Raw genomic sequence first — 19,499 nt, 5'->3', positions numbered from 1 at the left:
ACCGCGAGGAAGCCGCCGACGAATACGTAGAGGATGGTCGCCGCCGCGCCGATCCACAGCGCCAGGTCGTAGGGCACGCCGAAGGTGCTCTCGAACAGCCGCGCACCGGCCACCACGCCCGAGGCGCAGTAGATGGTGAAGAACACCAGGATCACCAGCGCCGAGAAGATGCGCAGCAGGCGGCTGTCATCCTCGAAGCGGTGCGAGAAGTAGTCCGGCAGGGTCAGCGCGTTGTGGTTGTGCTCGGTGTGCACGCGCAGGCGCCCGGCGACGAACAGCCAGTTCAGCCAGGCGCCGATGATCAGGCCGATGGCGATCCAGCTCTCCGACAGCCCGGCGACGAAAATCGCGCCCGGCAGGCCCATCAGCAGCCAGCCGCTCATGTCCGAGGCACCGGCCGACAGCGCGGTGACCAGGCTGCCGAGGCTGCGCCCGCCGAGGATGTAGTCGTCGAAGTTCTTGGTGGCGCGGTAGGCGATGAAACCGATCAGCAGCATCGCCCCGATGTACAGGACGAAGGTGATGGCAGTGGGTGAGAAGTTCATGTTGTTTTCCTTGTAAGTGAGGCGCGGGGATCGCCCCCGCCCCGGCTCGCAGAAGGGCTCTTGGCCTGCTCCACGGGCGTGCCGTCACAGGCGACCCGTTGCGGGGCGAGAGGATAGCCGTTTGCCAGCGACGGCGCCATTTTCGGCAAAACGGAGGAGTTCGGCCGGGAACGGGAACGATGTCGGCGCTTACAAGGAAACGCGCGCCCTGCGGATCAGCCGCGCGCCGCGGCCGTTACGATCAGGTGCTTCATCTGCTTGACCGCCTGCTGGAAACCGACGAACAGCGCATGGGCCACGATCGCATGGCCAATGTTCAGCTCGTTGATGCCACGCAGCGCCGCCACCGGCTCGACGTTGTGGTAATGCAAGCCGTGACCGGCGTTGACGATCAGCCCGTGATCGAGTGCGCAGGCGACGCCATCACGAATCCGCGCCAGCTCCAGCAGCGCCTCGGCCGGCCCCTGGGCATCGGCATAGCGGCCGGTGTGAAGCTCGATCGCCGGCGCACCGACACGACTGGCCGCCTCGATCTGGCGCGGGTCGGCGTCGATGAACAGCGACACTTCGGCGCCGACACCCGCCAGGCGTTCGACGGCGCCACGGATCCGCGCTTCCTGGCTGGCGACGTCCAGCCCGCCTTCGGTGGTCAGTTCCTGGCGCGTTTCCGGCACCAGGCAAACGTGCTCCGGCCGCAGGTTTTCGGCGAACTGGAGCATGGCCTCGGTCACGCCCATCTCGAAATTCATCCGGGTCTGAAGCGCTTCCTTGATCAGCCGCACGTCGCGATCCTGGATGTGCCGCCGGTCCTCGCGCAGATGCAGCGTGATGCCGTCGGCGCCGGCTTCCTCGGCGTCCAGCGCGGCCTTCAGCGGATCGGGATAGCGCGTGCCACGAGCCTGACGAAGCGTCGCGACATGATCAATGTTCACACCCAGCAGGATTCGGTGACGCTCGGACATATCGTTCTCCTTCGTTGATCGGGCGTAGCGCTCAGCGAGGCGGCACGCTACCCATGAACAGTTCGCGGCTGACCAGCGGCCGGTCGCCCAGGTGCGGCGCAAGCGCCTGACGCATCAGCCGCTTGGCTGCCATCAGGGCACCCGGCGCGTCCCAGTCCGCAGCCGCCATCGACTGGATGTCCGCGCCGCTGAACAGCCCCGGCTGCATCGTCTCCACCGCCTCGAAGCCGGCCTCGGGGCTAAGTCGATAACGCTGCGCCGGCATGATCGGGCGGCCGTGGACGTCCACCTCGAGCGGGAAACCGTAGCCCAGTTCACAGAGCAGCCGCCACTCGAACGCGCGCAGCAGCGGCTCGAGCGGACGTTTCTCGGCCAGTGCCGGCAGGGTCGCGGCGTAATGATCGAACAGATCCGGATGGGCGTCCTCGGCGGGCAACAAACGGATCAGCAATTCGTTGAGGTAGAGCCCGCCAAACAACGACGCACCTTCCAGCCAGTAGGCCAGCCCCGCCGGCTCCAGCCGGGCGATGCTCTTCAGGTCGCTGCGGCCGCGCAGCTCGAATTCCAGCGGTACGAACGGGCGGGCGAGGCTGCCCGCCTTTCCGCGTGCGCCGCGCAGCACCGCGCGGGTCCGGCCCTGCGGGGTGAACAGATCGACCAGTGCGCTGGTTTCACGGTAGGCGCGGCTGTGAAGAACGAAGGCCAGGTCAGCCATGGTTGATGGTCCGGTGGCTCATTACAGAGGCCGACCGGCCGCTGTCAGTTGTCGCGATAGCCGAGCGAGTGCAGTGCGCGCTCGTCGTCCGACCAACCGCCTTTGACCTTGACCCACAGGTGAAGCATGACCTTGGAGTCGAACAGCACTTCCATGTCCTTGCGCGCTTCCTGGCCGATGCGTTTTATCCGCTCGCCCTTGTCGCCGATGATGATTTTCTTCTGACCGTCGCGCTCGACGAGGATGAGCGCATGGATATGCAGCACCCGCCCCTCCTGCTTGAAATCTTCGATCTCGACGGTGATCTGGTACGGCAACTCGGCCCCGAGCTGGCGCATGATCTTCTCGCGCACCAGCTCGGCGGCGAGGAATCGGCTGCTGCGGTCGGTGATCTGGTCTTCGGGGAAGAAATGCTCGCCTTCGGGCAGTCGCTCGGCGACGAGGCGCTCGAGCACGTCGAGGTTGCGCGCCTGCTGCGCGGAAATCGGCACGATCTCGGCATTCGGCAACTGCTCCGCCAGCCACTCGAGGTGCGGCAGCAGCTCGGCCTTGTCCTCGAGACGATCGGTCTTGTTCACCGCGATGATCAGCGGGCCGCTGACGTACTTGACGCGATCGAGCACCAGCTGGTCCTCATCGGTCCAGCGGTTGCGGTCGACCACGAAGATCACCACGTCGACGTCCTTCAGCGCCGAGGAAGCCGTACGGTTCATGTAGCGATTGAGCGCCGTTTCGCCACCGGCATGCAGCCCGGGCGTGTCGACGTACACGGCTTGCACCTCGCCCTCGGTCTTGATGCCGAGCATGTTGTGGCGGGTGGTCTGCGGCTTGCGCGAGGTGATGGCCAATTTCTGGCCGAGGATGTGATTCAGCAAGGTCGACTTGCCAACGTTCGGCCGGCCGACGATGGCCACATAGCCACAGCGGCTGTTGGAAGTACTCATAAGTGCACACCCTCGGATCATGCAGTGGGTTGGGCCGGCAAGGCGCTATTCGTGACCGTTCTCGACGCCGAGCGCAACCAGCGCGCCGGCGGCCGCCACCTGCTCGGCGATACGGCGGCTGGCGCCCTGGCCGTGCGTCTTGTCGTTCAGCAAGGCCACTTCGCAGGCGACGAAAAACGTCCGGCAGTGCGGCTCGCCCTGAATATCGATCACCTCGTAGCGCGGCAGCTCGCAACTGCGCGACTGGAGGAATTCCTGAAGCCGGGTTTTCGGGTCCTTGTTGGTATCGACCAGCGTCAACCCTTGCAGATGGTCATCCAGCCAGGCGAGCACGCGTTCACGTGCGGCCTCGATCCCGCCATCGAGGTAGATGGCGCCGATCAGCGCCTCGAGCGCGTCAGCCAGGATGGATTCGCGGCGGTAGCCGCCGCTCTTGAGCTCGCCCGAGCCGAGCCGCAGATAGTCGCCAAGCTCGAACCCCCGTGCGAGCTGCGCCAGGGTTTCGCCCTTGACGAGCCGGGCGCGCAGCCGGGACAGCTGGCCTTCGCGCGCCTGCGGGAAATGGTTGAACAGCGCCTCGCCCGCCACGAAGTTGAGGATCGCGTCGCCGAGAAATTCGAGGCGCTCGTTGTTGCGCCCGGCAAAGCTGCGGTGCGTCAGCGCCAGCAGCATCAGCTCCTGGTTCTTGAATTGATATCCGAGCCTGCGCTCGAGTCGGGCCAGCGAGTTGCTCACGGAGTCCTTAGACGAAATTCTTTATCGAAGTTGGCGACCAGGTCGAGGTTGCGAATCAGCGGCTCACGACGCTCGTAATGCAGACGCGCCACGAACCGGCCATCCTCGAGCTGGACGTCAAGGGCTTTCTCCAGATCGAGATCGCGAATGCCATTGACCTGCATGCCCTTGCTGACGTGGCTGTAGAAATCGCGAACGCTGCGGATCTCGAGTCCAGGCTCGGTCTCGACGGAGCTGATGATCTTCTCCATCGACATGAAATCCATGTAGTGCGGCAGCATTTTGAACGCCGTGCTGGCGGCGAACGCAACCAGCGCCAGGACAACGATCCAGCCGAGCATGGACATCCCTTTCTGGGAGCCGGCAAACGTCATAGCGAACCTCTGTATCGATCGATACCCACGGAGCGGGGCCTCGCCACTATAGCGAGAGGCCCCACGCCGTCAGGGCGTCTGTCACAGCTTAGTGAATAAGACCGACCCGTGAGAAATTCGGGAGGTTGTCGAGCTTCGGATCGGGCCAGCTCATCCAGACGGCGAAGGCCTTGCCCACGATGTTGCCATCCGGAACCATGCCGCGAAATTCCAGCGCAATGTCCGGGTCGTCCCAGTAGCGGCTGTCGTTGGAGTTGTCCCGGTTGTCGCCCATCATGAAGTAATGGCCTTCCGGAACGTGCCATTCGCGGTCAGGCTCGATGCGCAAGCGGTTCATCTCCTTGCGGATCAGGTGCTCCACCTCACCCAGCTGCTCCCGGTAGATCCTGGCGCTACCGAGGCTGCCCGGTTCTTCGCCGAGGAGTTTCTCTGCCACCAGCTCGCCATTGATGTACAGGCGCTTGTCGCCGGTGTAGCGAACGGTGTCGCCCGGCAGGCCCACCACCCGCTTGATGTAGTTGATGTTGGGGTCGCTCGGATAGCGGAACACCATGACGTCGCCGCGCTCGGGGTCGCCGACGTCGATGATCTTGGTGTCTACCACCGGAAGCCGGATGCCGTAGGCGAACTTGTTGACCAGGATGAAATCGCCGACTTCGAGGGTCGGGCGCATCGAGCCGGAAGGAATCTGGAAGGGCTCGACCAGGAACGAACGCAGCACCAGCACGATGGCCAGCACCGGGAAGAAGGACTTGCCGTACTCGACGAGCAGCGGCTCCTTGTTCAGCTCCTCGAGCGTCGTCGGATCGACCGTCCCGACGCGGCCCTCATAGGCGGCGACCGCCGCGCGACGACGCGGCGCGAGCACCAGCAGGTCGAACAGCGACAGGGCGCCACAGACGGCCACGGCGATGACCAGCAGCAGCGGGAAATTGATCGACATATCAGCTATCCACCTTCAGCACGGCCAGGAAGGCTTCCTGTGGGATTTCCACGCTGCCGACCTGCTTCATCCGCTTCTTGCCCGCCTTTTGCTTCTCGAGCAGCTTGCGCTTACGGCTGACGTCGCCGCCGTAGCACTTGGCCAGGACGTTCTTGCGCAGCGCCTTGACCGTGGTTCGCGCCACGATCTGGCCACCGATCGCGGCCTGGATGGCCACGTCGAACATCTGCCGCGGGATCAGTTCCTTCATCTTCTCGGTCAGCGCACGCCCCTTGTGATGGGCATTGTCGCGATGAACGATGAGCGCCAAGGCATCGACCTTCTCACCGTTGATCAGCACGTCGAGCCGAACCAGGTTGGCCGCCTGGAAACGGTCGAAGCTGTAGTCCAGCGAGGCGTAGCCACGGCTGACGGACTTCAGCCGGTCGAAGAAGTCGAGGACCACCTCGTTCATCGGCAGGTCGTAGCGCACCTGCACCTGGGAACCGAGGAACTGCATGTCGCGCTGCACGCCACGCTTTTCGATGCACAGCGTGATGACGCTGCCCAGGTGGTCCTGCGGCACCAGGATGTTCGCCTGGACGATCGGCTCGCGCATCTCGTCGATCGAGGCCAGGTCGGGCAGCTTCGACGGGTTGTCGACGTAGCGGACCTCGCCGTTCTTCAGCACCACCTCGAAGACCACGGTCGGTGCCGTGGTGATGAGGTCGAGGTCGTACTCGCGCTCGAGCCGCTCCTGGATGATCTCCATGTGGAGCATGCCGAGGAAGCCGATGCGAAAGCCAAAGCCCAGCGCGTCGGAGCTTTCCGGCTCGTACTGGAGGGCGGCATCGTTGAGAGTCAGCTTCTGCAAGGCTTCGCGGAAGTCCTCGAAGTCGTCCGAGCTGACCGGGAACAGCCCCGCGTAGACCTGCGGCTTGATCCGCTGGAAGCCTGGCAGCATCTCCACGTCAGGCGTCGACGCCAGGGTCAGGGTGTCGCCGACGGGCGCGCCGTGAATGTCTTTGATGCCGGCGACGATGAAGCCCACCTCACCGGCCTTGAGGTCTTCGGTCGTGGTGTGCTTCGGGTTGAATACGCCGACGCTGTCGACCTGGTGCACCTTGCCGGTCGATTTGACCAGGACCTTGTCGCCCTTCTTGATCCGCCCGTGACGCACCCGCACCAGCGAGACGACGCCGAGGTAGTTGTCGAACCAGGAATCGATGATCAGTGCCTGCAACGGCGCTTCGATGTTGCCCTGCGGGGGCGGAATCACCGCGACCAGCCGCTCCAGCACATCCTCGACGCCGAGGCCGCTCTTGGCGCTGCACTGCACCGCGTCCGTCGCATCGATACCGATGATGTGCTCGATCTCTTCCTTGACCCGCTCGGGCTCGGCCTGCGGCAGGTCCATCTTGTTGAGCACCGGCATCACTTCCAGGCCCTGCTCGATGGCGGTGTAGCAGTTGGCGACCGACTGCGCCTCGACGCCCTGGCCCGCATCCACCACCAGCAAAGCGCCCTCGCAGGCCGCCAGCGAGCGGCTTACTTCATAAGTGAAGTCGACGTGCCCGGGCGTGTCGATGAAATTCAGCTGGTAGGTCTGGCCGTTGCGGGCGGTGTAATACAGCGTGACGCTGTGCGCCTTGATGGTGATGCCGCGCTCGCGCTCGAGGTCCATCGAGTCGAGCACCTGGGCTTCCATCTCCCGCTCAGATAGGCCACCGCACATCTGGATGAAGCGGTCGGCAAGGGTCGATTTGCCGTGGTCGATGTGCGCGATGATGGAGAAATTGCGGATATGACTCAGGTCACTCACAGCTCAACACTCGAAGAACGGCCGGCCGATTGCCCGCCAAAAATAGCCGGTGAGTTTACCCGAATGCGCTTGGCAGATAAATGCTGGAGCCGGCCAGCCGACCGAAGACGGTGCCAATGCATAGCGTAGTGCGCCGGTCCGAGCGGGATGTCGGGATAGGGAAACCTAAAACCGAAGGGCGGCGTTGCGGACGCCGGCTGGCGCAGGGCAGAACCGGAATGACTCAGCGGCTACGCGAGAGCTCGTTGCGGATATCTTCGAGCAAGGTCTCGATCAGCATCTCGTTGCGTGCCTGGCGGTCGCTGACCAGCCGCGTGGTCTCGGTGCCGTTGATCGGGTAGCAGACGCGCACCACCAGGTTGCCATCGTCCTGCGGCTCGACGCGCGTGCGGTACTGCGAGGTGAAGTTGTCGGCGAGGTGGCGGGAAAGGGTTTTCATACCTGGCTCTGCGAAAAGACCTGACAGAAAGACCGTTCGGAGCCTTGGGAGATTCCTGCCGCTTGTCGGAAATGCACCGTTCGGCTTGCGCTTGTCACGCTGCGGATCACCTGTTAGGTCGGAAGCGCCGCCGCACCCGCCGACCAACGCCTCAGCGCCGGCCGCGCATCTCGGCCTCGGCATAGGCGAGCCAGGCCAGCAATCCCATTGCGACCAGGGCGAAGGAAGACAGCATGAAGGCATTGAGCAGGAGCGTCATGAGGAACTACCTCGTCGGGTGGTGGCTTGAAAGACCTCCTCAACATATGTAGCTTCACACGACACGTCCACAGGCCCGACAGACCCCTGTCAACTTTTGGAACAGATCGAGACACGATGAAACGGACGCAATCGGTTGCCCATGTCCGGTGGGACCTCGCCCTTCGCTATCGACTGATCGAGACCATCGCCTGGTGGGAAGGCCGGCTCACCACCGGGCATCTCACGCAGAGCTTCGGGATCAGCCGCCAGCAGGCCTCGAAGGACATCAACACCTACCTCAACGAGCATGCGCCCAATAACCTTACATACGACCGGCGGCTGAAAGGCTACAAGCCGGGGCCGGACTTCCAGCCGCTGTTCATCGATGGCAGCGCCAGTGCCTATCTGCATCTGCTGGACCAGAACCGCGAACGCGCCCCTCACATCGAGGGCCTCGCGCTTGCGTACGCGCATACCGAGGTGCTTCGGCTACCGGATCGCAGCATCCGTCCCGAGGTGCTGCGGCCCATCCTGCAAGCCTGTCGCGAGGGGCGGCGGCTGGAGGCCGAATATGTATCGCTGGCCAATCCCGAGGTCGAGATCCGCGTGATGGCGCCACATACGCTGATCTTTACCGGCATCCGCTGGCACGTGCGCGCCTACTGCGAAAAGAACCGCGGCTTTCGCGATTTCGTCCTCAGCCGCTTCCGCGGCGAGCCTGACCTGATGGACCAGAGCGACAACACCCGCGAACAGGACGACGCCTGGAACACGCCGGTAACCGTGCTGATCGAACCCGACGCCCGCCTGAGCGCGGCGCAGCGGGCGATCATCGAAGTCGATTACGGCATGATCGACGGCCAACTGCCGGTCGAGACGCGCGGAGCGCTGGTGCAGTACGTGCTGCAGCGCTTCGGGATCGATCCGAACACGGTTCAGGCCAATGCCGTCGCGCAACAGTTGCAGGTGGGCAACCTGCAGGCGCTGAAGGGGTGGTTGTACTCGTGAGGGGAGAACTGCGTGCCGCGCACAGCGGCTCCGTGACACCCCGTAGGAGCGAGCTTGCTCGCGAATGGGACAGGTGCGGGGCCTCGGCGCAACCTGCAGGTCGCGCCGAGGGAAGCCTGGGGCACTCACACCAGAGCAGACAGCCAACAGCTTCGCGAGCAAGCTCGCCCCCACAAGGCCCTGCGGTGTCCGTTCACATCGCGCATTTTGTTCTTCCGGCCCAGGCAATCGCCTCAATCCCCAGCCCCTGCTCCCCCATGAAAAGCCCAACCGCATGCGCCTGATCCACACCTCCGACTGGCACCTCGGCCAGACCCTCCACGGCCAGGACCGCGACCACGAGCACGCGGCCTTCCTCGCCTGGCTGCTCGACCAGCTGGTTGTCCAGCAGGCGGACGCCCTGCTCATCGCCGGCGATGTCTTCGACACCATCAACCCGCCGCTCAAGGCGCAGGAACGGCTGTACGACTTCATCGTCCGCGCCCACGAGCGGCTGCCCAACCTCGACATCGTGATGATCGCCGGCAACCACGACTCCGGTGGACGCATCGAGCTGCCGGCGCCGCTGATGCGCCGGCTGAACGCCCATGCCATCGGCCGCATCGCCTGGCTCGATGACGGCACGCTCGATCACGACCGGCTGCTGGTACCGCTCACCGACGCACAAGGAAAAGCGGCCGCCTGGTGCCTGGCGCTGCCCTTCCTGCGCCCGGCCGAGGTGACCGGCGGCGAGATTGGCGACGACTACCTGGGCGGCATCCGCCAGGTCCACGAACGATTGATCGCCGCCGCCGAGACGCGGCGCAAGCCGGGCCAAGCGCTGATCGCCATGAGCCACGCGCACATGGCCGGCGGGGCGGTCTCGGAGGATTCAGAGCGCAACATCGTCATCGGCCATGCCGAGGCGCTGCCGGCCAGCCTGTTTCCCGAGCCGATCGCCTACGTCGCGCTCGGGCATCTGCACAAGCCGCAGCGGGTGGCCGGAGACGAACGCATCCGCTACAGCGGCTCGCCGCTGCCGCTGTCCTTCGCCGAGGTGAACTACCCGCACCAGGTGCTGCGCGTCGATCTCGACGGTGAACGCCTGCTGGCCGTCGAGGCGCTGCCGGTGCCGCGCGCGGTGGACATGCTGCGGGTCGGCCGCGCGCCGCTGGTCGAGGTGCTGGCTCAGCTCGAGGCGTTGCCGGCGGTCGGGCTGTTCGACGAGGCGCTGCCCTGGCTGGAGGTCCGTGTGCAGCTGGAGAGTCCGCTGCCCGACCTGCGCCAGCAGATCGAGCGAGCGATCGAAGGCAAGGCGTGTCGCCTGGTGCGCATCGCCAGTGAATACGCTGGCCGTACCGGCGAGCAGGACGGCGACGTGCTGCTCGGGCTCGACCGCATCAGTCCCGAGGCCCTGTTCACCCGCGCCTGGCAGGCGGAGTACGGCACTCTGCCGGACGAGCAGGCGCTGAGCGACTTCGCCAGCCTGCTGCAACGCATCGAATTCGAGGACAGCGACCCATGAAGATCCTCGCCATCCGGCTGAAGAACCTCGCCTCCCTGGCCGGCGAGCAGGCGATCGACTTCACCACCGAGCCGCTGGCCAGCGCCGGGCTGTTCGCCATTACCGGGCCGACCGGCGCCGGCAAGAGCACCCTGCTCGACGCCCTGTGCCTGGCGCTGTTCGGCAGCACGCCGCGACTGGGCAATGCCTCCGCGCTGAGCAAGGTGCCGGACGGCACCGACGAGCTCGGCAGCAGCGACGAACGCAACCTGCTGCGCCGCGGCTGTGCCAGCGGCTATGCCGAGGTGGACTTCGTCGGGGTCGACGGCCTCGTCTACCGCGCCCGCTGGGACGCCAGGCGCGCCAAGGAGAAGGTCGACGGGCGCCTGCAACAGAGCAATCAGAGCCTCGTCGAACTCGGCAGCGGCCAGCTGCTGGCCAGCGGCAAGAAGCGCGAATTCAAGGAATTGCTGGAACAGAAACTCGGCCTCACCCTCGCGCAATTCACCCGCGCCGTGCTGCTGGCGCAAAGCGAGTTTTCCGCCTTCCTCAAGGCCAGCGACGACGACCGCGGCACCCTGCTGGAAAAGCTCACCGACACCGGACTCTACAGCCGGCTCGGCCAGGCGGCGTTCGAGGCGGCCAAGCGCGCCCGCGAAACACTCGCGCAGCTGCAACAGCAGGCCGGCGGCGTGCAGCCGCTGGAAGCCGAAGCGCGCCAGGCGCTGGAAGACCAGCACGACCGGCAATCGAGCGAACTGAAGACGCTACAACAGCAGCTCAAGGTGCTGGAGCAGCGACGCCAGTGGCTGACTGACCTGAAGCGCCTGCTGACCGAACGCGACGCCGCTCGCGCACAGCTGAAACAGGCCGAGGAAGAGTACGAAGGCCTGGCCGATGCCCGCCGCATCCTCGGGCTGTCCGAACAACTGGCACCGCAGCGCCATCGCTTCATCCGCGCACGCGAACTCGCGCCACTGCTGGCCAGGGTCGACGAGACGCTGGCCCGTCATGGGCGCGAGCACGCCACCGTGCAGCACCGTCTCGATGACCTGGAGCAGGCCTGCCGGGCGACGACCGACGCGCTCAACAACGCCGAACAGGCGCTCAAGACCGCCGAGCCGGGCCTCGTCCATGCGCGCCGCGAAGAGGAGCGCCTGAATCACCTCGGCAATGACTTGCATGAAGCGCGCGCCCAAGCCGAACAGGCCGAAGCGGCCAGCAAGGCTGGCGAGCGACAGTTGGCGCTACTGCGCCAGCAGCAGGAACAGACCTGCGCCCAACTCGCCACGCTCACCGACCAGCTCGCCCGCAGCGCCGAACTGCAACCCCTGTGCGTGGCCTGGGACGGTTACCGGCCGCGCCTGCAACAGGCCGTGCAGATTGCCGCGCGCCTGCGCCAGGGCCGTCAGGAACTGCCGGCGCTGGAAGCCGCCGCCAACGCCGCCGAGACGGCACAGGCCACCGCGCGCCAGGCACTCGATGCGCTGCAAACGCAGATCGGCGGCGACACCGGCCTCGGCGAGCAACTGACCGAACTCGCGGCGCGGCTGGAGACTTGGCGCAGCGCCGAGCGCGAGGTCGAAGCCCTGCAACGCCTCTGGTCCCGCCAGCAGCAGCTGTCGACCCAGCAGGACGCCTTGCTGCGCGAACAGCACGATCAGCAACGAGAACTCGACAGCCTGACCGCGGCCGGCAAACTCGCCCGCAGCGAGCGCGACGATGCGGAGAAGGCGCTCAAGGTGGTGCAGGCCCTGCTCGATCGCCAGCGCCTGGCCCGCAGCGCCAATGTCGAGGCCTTGCGCTCGGCGCTGAGGCCGGGCGAGCCGTGCAGCGTGTGCGGCAGCCTCGAACACCCCTGGCACGACGGCCAGGCCCTGCTCGCCGCCTTCGATCGGCAGGACGAACGGGAAGTCGAGCAGCTGGAACAACAGGTGGCAGCGCATGACGAGACGTTGAAGGCGCTGCGCGACCGGCATGTCGCGCTGACCACCGGCAACCGGCAGAACGCGCAACGATGCGCGGAGATCGCCGAAGAACTGGCCGGACTGGAGCCGCAACTGGCCGCCCTGCCTGCCTATGCCGAACTGCTGAAAGCACCCGAAGCCGAACGTCAGCGCTGGCTCGACGCCCGGCTGGCCACGCTCCGGACCGACATCGCCGGCGCCGATAGCCGCCAGCGGGAACTGCTTGCCTTGCAGCAGCGGCGCGAAACCCAGCAGAACGCCTGGCAACGTGCGCGGGACGCCTGTGCCCAGGCGACCCAGACGCGCGATCGACAGCGCGACGCCATCGCCCGCGACGAGACGCGGCTCGCCGAGGAGCTGGCCGCGTTCGCCAGCCTGCTGCCCGCCCCGCTGCTCGCTCGCTGGCGCGAGGCGCCCGCCGAGACCTTCATGCAGCTGGACGGCGAGATCGAAGCGCGGCGCCAGCAGATCGACCGGCACGCGGCCCTAACCGAAGAACAGCAGCAGCATCAGGCCACGCTGGAACGCGAGCGGCTGCAACACCAGCATCGCCTCGATCAGCAGGCCGCCTGCGCCTCCCGCCTCGCCGAGCTGCAAAGCCGTGAACAGGCCTGCCGGCAGGATCTGCGCGAACGCCTGGGCGAACAGCCCAGTGTCGCCGCCTGGCAGCAAGAACTGGAGCGCGCGATCCAGATCGCTCGCCAGCAACAGGCCGATGTCGATCGACAACTGAACGAGGCCCGCGTCGAGCTGACCCGGCTCGCCAGCGAACAGCAGAACTGCCGCCAGCGTCGCGACGAGCTGCTGACCGAGCGCAGCGCCCTGGACGAGGAACTCGCCGCCTGGCGCGCCGCGCATCCCGAACTGGACGACGCGCTGCTGGCCCAGCTGATGCAGCTCGACGACGCCTTGCTCACCGAAGCGCGCGAACGCCTGCGCGCCAATACCGAACAGCTGACCCGCGGCCGCGAACGGCTGGACGGTTGCGAGCAGCGCCTGGCGACGCACCAGGCCGTCCAACCGGACGCCACGGATGCCGAAGCCCTGGAGCGGCAGTTCAGCGAGCAACAGGTCCGTTGCGAACAGGCCGAGCAGCAATGCGCCGAGACCCGCGCCGCCCTGCTCGGCGACGATCGCCGGCGCAACCAGAGCCAGGCGCTGCTCGAGCGGATCGCCGAAGCCAGCGCCGAGAACCAGCGCTGGGGTCGCATCGCCACGCTGATCGGCTCTTCGGACGGTGGCGCCTTCCGCAAGATCGCCCAGGCCTACAACCTCGACCTGCTGGTGCAGCACGCCAACGCCCAGTTGCATCAACTGGCGCGACGCTACCGCCTCAAGCGCGGCGGCAGCCCGCTCGGGCTGCTGGTAGTCGATACCGAGATGGGCGACGAGCTGCGCTCGGTGCATTCGCTGTCAGGCGGCGAGACCTTCCTCGTCTCGCTGGCGCTGGCACTGGGGCTGGCGTCGATGGCCTCGAGCAAGCTGAAGATCGAATCGCTGTTCATCGACGAAGGCTTCGGCAGCCTCGACCCGGAATCGCTGCAGGTCGCGATGGACGCGCTCGATTCGCTGCAGGCGCAGGGCCGCAAGGTGGCAGTGATTTCCCACGTGCAGGAGATGCATGAGCGGATTCCGGTGCAGATTCAGGTGCACCGGTTGGGCAACGGGCAGAGCGGGCTGAAGATCGTCGGCGGGCTGGGCAACTGAGCTGGCGCAATGCGCCGGGTCGCGCGGAGCATAAGGGTAAGCCCGAGGCCGACCGTCGGCTGACTATCGCTTCGCGCCTGAGTCCGCCCTGCTGAATCGGATCGCAAAAAAAGCGGAACCGCCGCACCGGCTCGTGGCCGGCCGCGATTCCGCGACAAGGGTTGTAGAACGACGCGCCGCTTGTGGCGATGCGCGCTTCCACGCGGGAAGAACCGCCACCTTAGCGGTCCTACCTTTCATCGAGCTGTCGGCGCGCGCCGCCTCCTGGCGGGCCGCCCGATCGAATGCCGAGGAGGACTTGCCATGGCCATCGACGCCCTCACCGCCCAGCGCCTGCAAGCCATGCACGAAGAGGGCTTCGTGCTGCTGCGCGGCGTGCTCAATGGCCGCCAGATCAACGAGCTGCACAGCGCCATCGACGCCCTGCAACCGCAGCATTGGGACTACACCGGGCTGGTCGATCACTACAAGTGCGTGTTCAATCGCGACCCGCTGTGGCTGCCCTATCTGGACGTGCCGGGCGTCATCGAGCTGGCCGAGGCCTGTCTCGGCGCCGACTGCCACGTCATCGGCCAGACTGCCTGGCGCTGCCATCCGGGCTTCATCGGCGGCGATCTGCACCAGGACTATCAGGTAATGGAGCTGCCCGAGTCCCTGCTGGCCGATCCGGCGTTCCGCATGCCGATGCAGATCTGCACCGCACACCTGTTCCTCGACCGGATCGATGCCGAGCTCGCCCCCACTTGCGTGATTCCCGGCAGCCACCGCGCCGGGCGCCCGCCGGCCGAGGGCGAGCGGGACTGGCGTGGACGCACCGCCCAGCCGGTGCTCTGCGAGGCCGGCGACGTGCTGTTCTTCCGCAGCGACCTGTGGCACGCCGGCAGTCGCAACCGCACGACCGATCGCATCCGCTATCTGTTGCAGGTGCACTACGACCGGCGCATGGTCGCGCAGAAATTCTCGCCCTACCTGAGCTGGCGCTTCGACCCCGATGTGATCGCAGCCGCCACGCCACGCCAGCGCCGCCTGCTGGGCGACCACGAACCGGCCGAATACGACTAGGTGCCCTGCTCCGGGACCTGGGTCAGCGCCTGCAAGTACGCAGCCAGGGAGGCAATGTCCGCGTCGGACAGCGGCTCGGCGATCGACATCATGACCGAGCCGCTACGCCGTGGGTCCTTGTCGCGGAATCCGGTCAGCGCATGGCGCAGGTAATGCGCCGGCTGGCCGGCCAGGCGCGGCATCTGCTCGAGCCCCTGCGCCCGTTCACCGTGACAGCTCACGCAGGTACGCTGGTACAGCGCCTGGCCCGCAGCCATCAACGCCGGATCGACCGGTTCGGTCGAGGGCCGGACAGCCTGCTGGCTGAAATAAACGGCGATGTTGGCGCGCTCGTCCGGCGTCAGGGTGGCGGCCAATCGCGACATGACGAAGTCGCTGCGCTGGCCATTGGCAAAGCGCTCGAAGGACTGGAACAGGTACGCCGGGTTCTGGCCCGCGAGGTTGGGGATATGCGGTCGCTTGCTGTTGCCGTCTTCGCCGTGGCAATAGCCGCACAGGACGATGCGCTCCTGCCCCGCCGCATAGGCCTGCGCCTGCCGCGCCGGGTCCGCCATGAGGTAGCGAAAACGTTCCATCGGCTCCTCCGCCCGGGCGACAAGCGTCAGCATCAACGAACCCAGAAAAATCAGCGTGCGCATCCCACCTTCCTTGCCTGACGAGCCACTCGCTCGGCCGGGGATGATGCGCAAAACGAACACGCCGGTTCGTGGCGTGGATCAATGAAAGTGGCCACGCAGAGCCTGTGCGATGTCGAGGGTGCGACATTCCATCCATCGGGACGCGCTTAATGCTTGCAATCGTCCGGTCGATATAGCGAAACACCCTCTTCCTCTCGAGCGATACGCAATGCATCTGACATTGAAGTCCAAAGTGCTGTTGCTGGCCCTGATTCCGGTGCTGCTGTTCGCCGCCGTGCTCAGCGGTGCCGCGGCGAATGTCCTCCACGGCCTGGCTGACCAGGAGATCGAAGTCACGCGAGCGCGCCTGCTCGACGAGGCCCGTGTCCGCCTGGAAGAACAGGTGCAGATCGCGGTGGGCAGCGTGCAACACCTGTATGCCAACGCGGCACAGGGCGACATGGACAGCCGCGCCGAGGCGATCGCCATCCTGTCGAAGATCACCTTCGGCAAGGGCGGTTACTTCTTCGGTCATGATTCGGAAGTCCGCCGGCTGTTCAAGGGCAACGACCCGACCGACATCGGCGTCAGCCTGAAGGATCGCCGCGATCCCAACGGCGTCTACCTCAACCGCGAGCTGGTCGAGGTCGCCAAGAATGGCACCTATTACGTCAATTACTCATCCGCCCTGCCGGGCAATGAGAAGGTCCTGGTACCGAAGCTGGCCTACAGCTACTACCTGCCCAAATGGGACATGGCGCTCGGTGCCGCGATCAACCTGGACAACATCGAGTCGCAGGTGGCGCAGGTCGAGCGCGATATCGACGAGCGTGTTAGCTCCATCCTGACCAGCATCGTTGCCATTGCCGCCATCATGCTGGCGATTCTCGGCGTTGCCGGCGCCTGGCTCAGCCGCTCGATCGTCCGCCCGTTGCAGGCGATCAAGGGCCAGCTCGATGACATCGCCGCCGGCGATGGCGACCTGACCCATCGCTTGCCCGAAGATCGTCATGACGAGCTCGGCGAGCTGGCCCACGCCTTCAATCGCTTCGTCGGCAAGATCCATACGATGGTCCGCCAGGTCGCCGATTCGACCGAACAACTCACCGGCCTCGTCGCCCAGGTCACCGCCCAGGCCCAGCGCTCCGAGCGGGCGATGGATCAGCAGCGCCAGGAGACCGATCAGGTCGCCACGGCGATCAACGAGATGTCGGCCGCCGCGCAGGAAGTCTCGCGCAGTGCCCAGGGCGCCGCCGAGGCCGCGCGCCAGACCGATCGCGAAGGCCGCCAGGCCAAGGCCGTGGTCGATGACAGCCTCACCCGCATCCATGCGCTGGTCGGCGATATCCGCACCAGCGGCGTCTCGCTCGACAACCTCAAGCAGGACGTGCAGGCCATCGTCAGCGTGCTCGACGTGATCCGCTCGATCGCCGAGCAGACCAACCTGCTGGCGCTCAATGCGGCCATCGAAGCCGCGCGCGCCGGCGAGGCCGGGCGCGGCTTCGCGGTGGTCGCCGACGAGGTTCGCGCACTGGCCAGTCGCACCCAGCAAAGCACGCAGGAAATCCAGGGCATGATCGACCGCCTGCAACGCGGCACCGAAGACGCGGTCGCGGCGATGGCACGCTCCAGCGACGCCGGCGAAGGCACCCGCGAGCAGGCGAACGAGGCCGGCACCTCGCTGGAGGCGATTTCGCACCTGATCGGCACCATCAACGAAATGAACGCGCAGATCGCCGCGGCCGCCGAAGAGCAGACCGCCGTCGCCGAGGAGATCAACCGCAGCGTCCAGCTGATCGCCAATGGCGTGGATCAGGTTGCCAGCGAGACCCAGCAGGGCGCCCGTACCGCAACCGACCTCTCGGCTGTCGGCGAACGCCTGGCGGTGCTGGTCCGGCAGTTCCGCATCTGAGAAGACAAGGCCATTCGCCGGACCACCTGCGAATGGCCGAACCGCCCGGGTTCTGCGTAGTCGACTGCATTGCCGCGCCGCGGCCAATCCAGACTACGAGGCCCCGCCATGAACCGCCCCATGCCCCTTCTTGCGTTGCTCCTCGCTCTTGTCCTGAGCGGCTGCATGGAAAGCTCCGAGCCGGACCAGAGCAGTGATTCCAGCGATGGCGATGCGTCCATCCAGATGGAAGACACCGATACCGACATCGATACCGAGCAATGAAAAAACGGGGGCCGAAGCCCCCGTTTTTCTACCGCAGCGACTTAGGCCGCCATGCGCTCGCACTCCTCGGCGCACTGGCGGCACGCCTCGGCGCAGCGCTTGCAGTGGTCCGCCTCGTGCTTGCCGCACTCTTCACCGCAGGCACGGCAGACCTTGGCGCACAGTTGGCAGAAGGCCTTGGCGTTGGCGCTATCGCGAGCCATCAGCGTGGCTGCCATGCGGCACATGTCGGCGCAATCGCGGTCCAGCTCGATACAGCGCGCCATCATCTTCACGTCGTCCTCGCGCAAGCAGGACGCGGCACAGGTCTCGCAGACGATCGCGCAGTTGGAGCAGGCCTCGATACAGGATTGGTAGCTGGCATTAAGCATGTTGTGTCTCCTCAGAATGGGTGGTGAGTCATTGCGGTCGCTCGATCGCTCCAGGGAGGTCGATAGGGCAGCGCCGTGCTCACCGAGCGATAGGTCGGTGAGCCGGGCTCGAATCGACCCCCGATCTGCAACGGGCGCACGGCCTGGTGCTCGGCTCTTACGGCCGGCAGCAAGCAGCAGAGCATCAGCGCACAGCGGTCGGCACGGTGACGGTCATGCCCGCCCTGGGCGGCTGACATCCGTTCGGCGCCGTCCATGGTCGGCAGGCACGCCGCCATCGCCGGGCTGGTTGCCAGCAGCAGGCTAAGCACGAGCGCGAGCAGCGGATGCCTGGTCACGGGAATCGGCCTCCTCGATACGGAAGTACAGGAGTGGAGGCCACTGGCCGCGAGAAGTTTCGACCTCACGTCCAATGGTCGCGGGCAGGTGGGCCGGGACGGTTCGCGCCACGGCCATCGGCCGCCCTACAATGCCGACCTCGTCCGATCCGCCGACTCGCCATGTCCGTTACCCTTCTCGCGCCCTGCGACTATCAGGAAACCATTCGCAAGAGCCGCTTCCTGGCCAAGGCCGCTCCGGTCACGTCGGTTGGCGACGCGCAGGCGTTCATCGAAGCGGTGAGCGTTCAGGAGGCGACCCACAACTGCTGGGCCTGGAAGATCGGCAGGCAGTACCGCTTCAGCGACGACGGCGAACCCGGCGGAACCGCCGGCCGGCCGATGCTGACGGCCATCGAAGGGCAGGACTGCGACCGCGTGGTCGTAGTTGTCACGCGCTGGTATGGCGGCATCCAGCTCGGCACGGGCGGGCTGGCGCGTGCCTACGGCGGTTGCGCGGCGAAGTGCCTGCAAGCGGGCGAGCGCATCGCGCTGGTCGACCGGCGGGAGGTGAGCGTCCATTGCCTGTTCAGCGAATTGCCACGGATACGGGCGCGACTCGCCGAGTTCGATGCGCAGGTCGAGGCCGAAGCATTCGAGGCCGATGGCGCGCTGCTCAGGCTTTCGCTTCCGCTCGCAAACCTCGACGCGCTGGGCGTTTGGCTCGCCGACCTCAGCCGCGGCCGGATACGGCTGACCCAGTGACATCGCCGCGAGCGGCCATGGCGTCACCGCCTGAACCGGCGAGCTGGCGCCTACACCGCCTCACCGGAACACACCGAGCCTGTAGGAGCCGGCTTGCCGGCGATGATGGGTAGATGTCGGTCCCGAGTGGCCTCATCGCCCGCAAGCGGGCTCCTACACAAGCGGTGCACGCCTCGCCGAAACACACCGAGCCTGTAGGAGCCGGCTTGCCGGCGATGATGGGTAGATCCGGTCCGCCAGTGACCCCATCGCCCGCAAGCGGGCTCCTACACAAGCGGTGCACGCCTCACCGAAACACACCGAGCCTGTAGGAGCCGGCTTGCCGGCG

The 19,499-nt window shown here is 66.2% G+C and carries 18 protein-coding genes; 6 read left to right on the top strand and 12 right to left on the bottom strand.

The window, feature by feature from the left end:
• From D7325_RS15130 to D7325_RS15090, 9 genes are all read right to left on the bottom strand, one after another.
• On the bottom strand, positions 1 to 545 hold a 545-nt coding region (locus D7325_RS15130; protein WP_425452318.1), incomplete at its 3' end, for a sodium:solute symporter family transporter.
• Between the two features lie 215 nt (positions 546 to 760).
• Complete coding sequence (gene pdxJ / locus D7325_RS15125; RefSeq protein ID WP_120997047.1) at positions 761 to 1,507, bottom strand: pyridoxine 5'-phosphate synthase; 747 nt, start codon at positions 1,505 to 1,507, stop codon at positions 761 to 763.
• A gap of 31 nt (positions 1,508 to 1,538) precedes the next feature.
• Positions 1,539 to 2,222 carry a DNA repair protein RecO gene (recO, locus tag D7325_RS15120; RefSeq protein WP_120997045.1) on the bottom strand — a complete coding sequence of 228 codons (684 nt, stop codon included), beginning with the start codon at positions 2,220 to 2,222 and terminating at the stop codon, positions 1,539 to 1,541.
• Between the two features lie 44 nt (positions 2,223 to 2,266).
• Positions 2,267 to 3,166, bottom strand: coding sequence for a GTPase Era (gene era / locus D7325_RS15115; RefSeq protein WP_120997043.1), 900 nt, complete (start codon positions 3,164 to 3,166; stop codon positions 2,267 to 2,269).
• 45 nt (positions 3,167 to 3,211) lie between these two features.
• Positions 3,212 to 3,901, bottom strand: a complete 690-nt coding sequence (gene rnc / locus D7325_RS15110; protein WP_120997041.1) for a ribonuclease III — start codon at positions 3,899 to 3,901, stop codon at positions 3,212 to 3,214.
• Positions 3,898 to 4,275, bottom strand: a complete 378-nt coding sequence (locus D7325_RS15105) for a DUF4845 domain-containing protein (protein WP_120997039.1) — start codon at positions 4,273 to 4,275, stop codon at positions 3,898 to 3,900. Before D7325_RS15105 ends, rnc begins: the two co-directional genes overlap by 4 nt.
• 88 nt (positions 4,276 to 4,363) lie before the next feature.
• On the bottom strand, positions 4,364 to 5,218 hold the full coding sequence (lepB, locus tag D7325_RS15100; protein ID WP_120997037.1) for a signal peptidase I: 855 nt from the start codon (positions 5,216 to 5,218) through the stop codon (positions 4,364 to 4,366).
• 1 nt (position 5,219) lies between these two features.
• Positions 5,220 to 7,019: a translation elongation factor 4 gene (lepA, locus tag D7325_RS15095; RefSeq protein WP_120997035.1), complete on the bottom strand. Its 1,800-nt coding sequence runs from the start codon at positions 7,017 to 7,019 to the stop codon at positions 5,220 to 5,222.
• A 223-nt stretch (positions 7,020 to 7,242) separates the two neighbouring features.
• Entirely contained in the window at positions 7,243 to 7,458 is a 216-nt protein-coding gene (locus tag D7325_RS15090; RefSeq protein ID WP_120997033.1) for a DUF3509 domain-containing protein, read from the bottom strand.
• 375 nt (positions 7,459 to 7,833) lie between these two features.
• Between D7325_RS15090 and D7325_RS15085 the strand changes: the two genes are divergently transcribed.
• The 4 genes from D7325_RS15085 (at position 7,834) to D7325_RS15070 (ending at position 14,925) form a co-directional block, all read left to right on the top strand.
• A complete protein-coding gene (locus D7325_RS15085; protein ID WP_120997031.1) occupies positions 7,834 to 8,706 on the top strand; it encodes a helix-turn-helix transcriptional regulator in 873 nt (290 codons plus the stop codon).
• Positions 8,707 to 8,980: 274 nt separating this feature from the next.
• The gene (locus D7325_RS15080; protein WP_120997029.1) at positions 8,981 to 10,210 is read left to right on the top strand and encodes an exonuclease SbcCD subunit D C-terminal domain-containing protein; all 1,230 of its coding nucleotides are present in this window, start codon (positions 8,981 to 8,983) and stop codon (positions 10,208 to 10,210) included.
• Entirely contained in the window at positions 10,207 to 13,863 is a 3,657-nt protein-coding gene (locus D7325_RS15075) for an AAA family ATPase (RefSeq protein WP_120997027.1), read from the top strand. Before D7325_RS15080 ends, D7325_RS15075 begins: the two co-directional genes overlap by 4 nt.
• 303 nt (positions 13,864 to 14,166) lie before the next feature.
• Complete coding sequence (locus D7325_RS15070) at positions 14,167 to 14,925, top strand: phytanoyl-CoA dioxygenase family protein (protein WP_120997025.1); 759 nt, start codon at positions 14,167 to 14,169, stop codon at positions 14,923 to 14,925.
• On the opposite strand, the gene D7325_RS15065 is transcribed toward D7325_RS15070, so the two are convergent.
• Complete coding sequence (locus tag D7325_RS15065; RefSeq protein ID WP_120997023.1) at positions 14,922 to 15,563, bottom strand: c-type cytochrome; 642 nt, start codon at positions 15,561 to 15,563, stop codon at positions 14,922 to 14,924. The genes D7325_RS15070 and D7325_RS15065 overlap by 4 nt on opposite strands.
• Positions 15,564 to 15,771: 208 nt before the next feature.
• On the opposite strand from D7325_RS15065, the gene D7325_RS15060 reads away from it, so the two are divergent.
• Positions 15,772 to 17,454, top strand: a complete 1,683-nt coding sequence (locus D7325_RS15060) for a methyl-accepting chemotaxis protein (protein WP_120997021.1) — start codon at positions 15,772 to 15,774, stop codon at positions 17,452 to 17,454.
• A gap of 305 nt (positions 17,455 to 17,759) precedes the next feature.
• Here the strand turns inward: D7325_RS15060 and D7325_RS15055 are convergent, their stop codons facing one another.
• Both D7325_RS15055 and D7325_RS15050 read right to left on the bottom strand, forming a co-directional pair.
• Positions 17,760 to 18,089, bottom strand: coding sequence for a four-helix bundle copper-binding protein (locus tag D7325_RS15055; RefSeq protein WP_120997019.1), 330 nt, complete (start codon positions 18,087 to 18,089; stop codon positions 17,760 to 17,762).
• A gap of 11 nt (positions 18,090 to 18,100) precedes the next feature.
• Complete coding sequence (locus D7325_RS15050; RefSeq protein WP_120997017.1) at positions 18,101 to 18,427, bottom strand: hypothetical protein; 327 nt, start codon at positions 18,425 to 18,427, stop codon at positions 18,101 to 18,103.
• Between the two features lie 162 nt (positions 18,428 to 18,589).
• Here D7325_RS15050 and D7325_RS15045 point away from each other — a divergent pair, with 162 nt between their 5' ends.
• A complete protein-coding gene (locus D7325_RS15045; RefSeq protein WP_120997015.1) occupies positions 18,590 to 19,171 on the top strand; it encodes an IMPACT family protein in 582 nt (193 codons plus the stop codon).
• Positions 19,172 to 19,499: the final 328 nt, after the last annotated feature.

It is taken from the genome of Stutzerimonas urumqiensis (assembly GCF_003640395.1).
Classification (GTDB): Bacteria; Pseudomonadota; Gammaproteobacteria; order Pseudomonadales; family Pseudomonadaceae; genus Stutzerimonas; species Stutzerimonas urumqiensis.
The sequence above is the reverse complement of the archived record's forward strand: the minus strand, read 5'-3'. Positions and strand labels throughout refer to the sequence as shown.

Coding starts and splice junctions, on each gene's coding strand:
- D7325_RS15045 (WP_120997015.1), top strand. CDS start 18,590: ATGTCCGTTACCCTTCTCGCGCCCTGCGACTATCAGGAAACCATTCGC.
- era (WP_120997043.1), bottom strand. CDS start 3,166: ATGAGTACTTCCAACAGCCGCTGTGGCTATGTGGCCATCGTCGGCCGG.
- D7325_RS15085 (WP_120997031.1), top strand. CDS start 7,834: ATGAAACGGACGCAATCGGTTGCCCATGTCCGGTGGGACCTCGCCCTT.
- pdxJ (WP_120997047.1), bottom strand. CDS start 1,507: ATGTCCGAGCGTCACCGAATCCTGCTGGGTGTGAACATTGATCATGTC.
- D7325_RS15090 (WP_120997033.1), bottom strand. CDS start 7,458: ATGAAAACCCTTTCCCGCCACCTCGCCGACAACTTCACCTCGCAGTAC.
- D7325_RS15060 (WP_120997021.1), top strand. CDS start 15,772: ATGCATCTGACATTGAAGTCCAAAGTGCTGTTGCTGGCCCTGATTCCG.
- recO (WP_120997045.1), bottom strand. CDS start 2,222: ATGGCTGACCTGGCCTTCGTTCTTCACAGCCGCGCCTACCGTGAAACC.
- D7325_RS15075 (WP_120997027.1), top strand. CDS start 10,207: ATGAAGATCCTCGCCATCCGGCTGAAGAACCTCGCCTCCCTGGCCGGC.
- D7325_RS15055 (WP_120997019.1), bottom strand. CDS start 18,089: ATGCTTAATGCCAGCTACCAATCCTGTATCGAGGCCTGCTCCAACTGC.
- D7325_RS15070 (WP_120997025.1), top strand. CDS start 14,167: ATGGCCATCGACGCCCTCACCGCCCAGCGCCTGCAAGCCATGCACGAA.
- D7325_RS15080 (WP_120997029.1), top strand. CDS start 8,981: ATGCGCCTGATCCACACCTCCGACTGGCACCTCGGCCAGACCCTCCAC.
- D7325_RS15105 (WP_120997039.1), bottom strand. CDS start 4,275: ATGACGTTTGCCGGCTCCCAGAAAGGGATGTCCATGCTCGGCTGGATC.
- lepB (WP_120997037.1), bottom strand. CDS start 5,218: ATGTCGATCAATTTCCCGCTGCTGCTGGTCATCGCCGTGGCCGTCTGT.
- D7325_RS15065 (WP_120997023.1), bottom strand. CDS start 15,563: ATGCGCACGCTGATTTTTCTGGGTTCGTTGATGCTGACGCTTGTCGCC.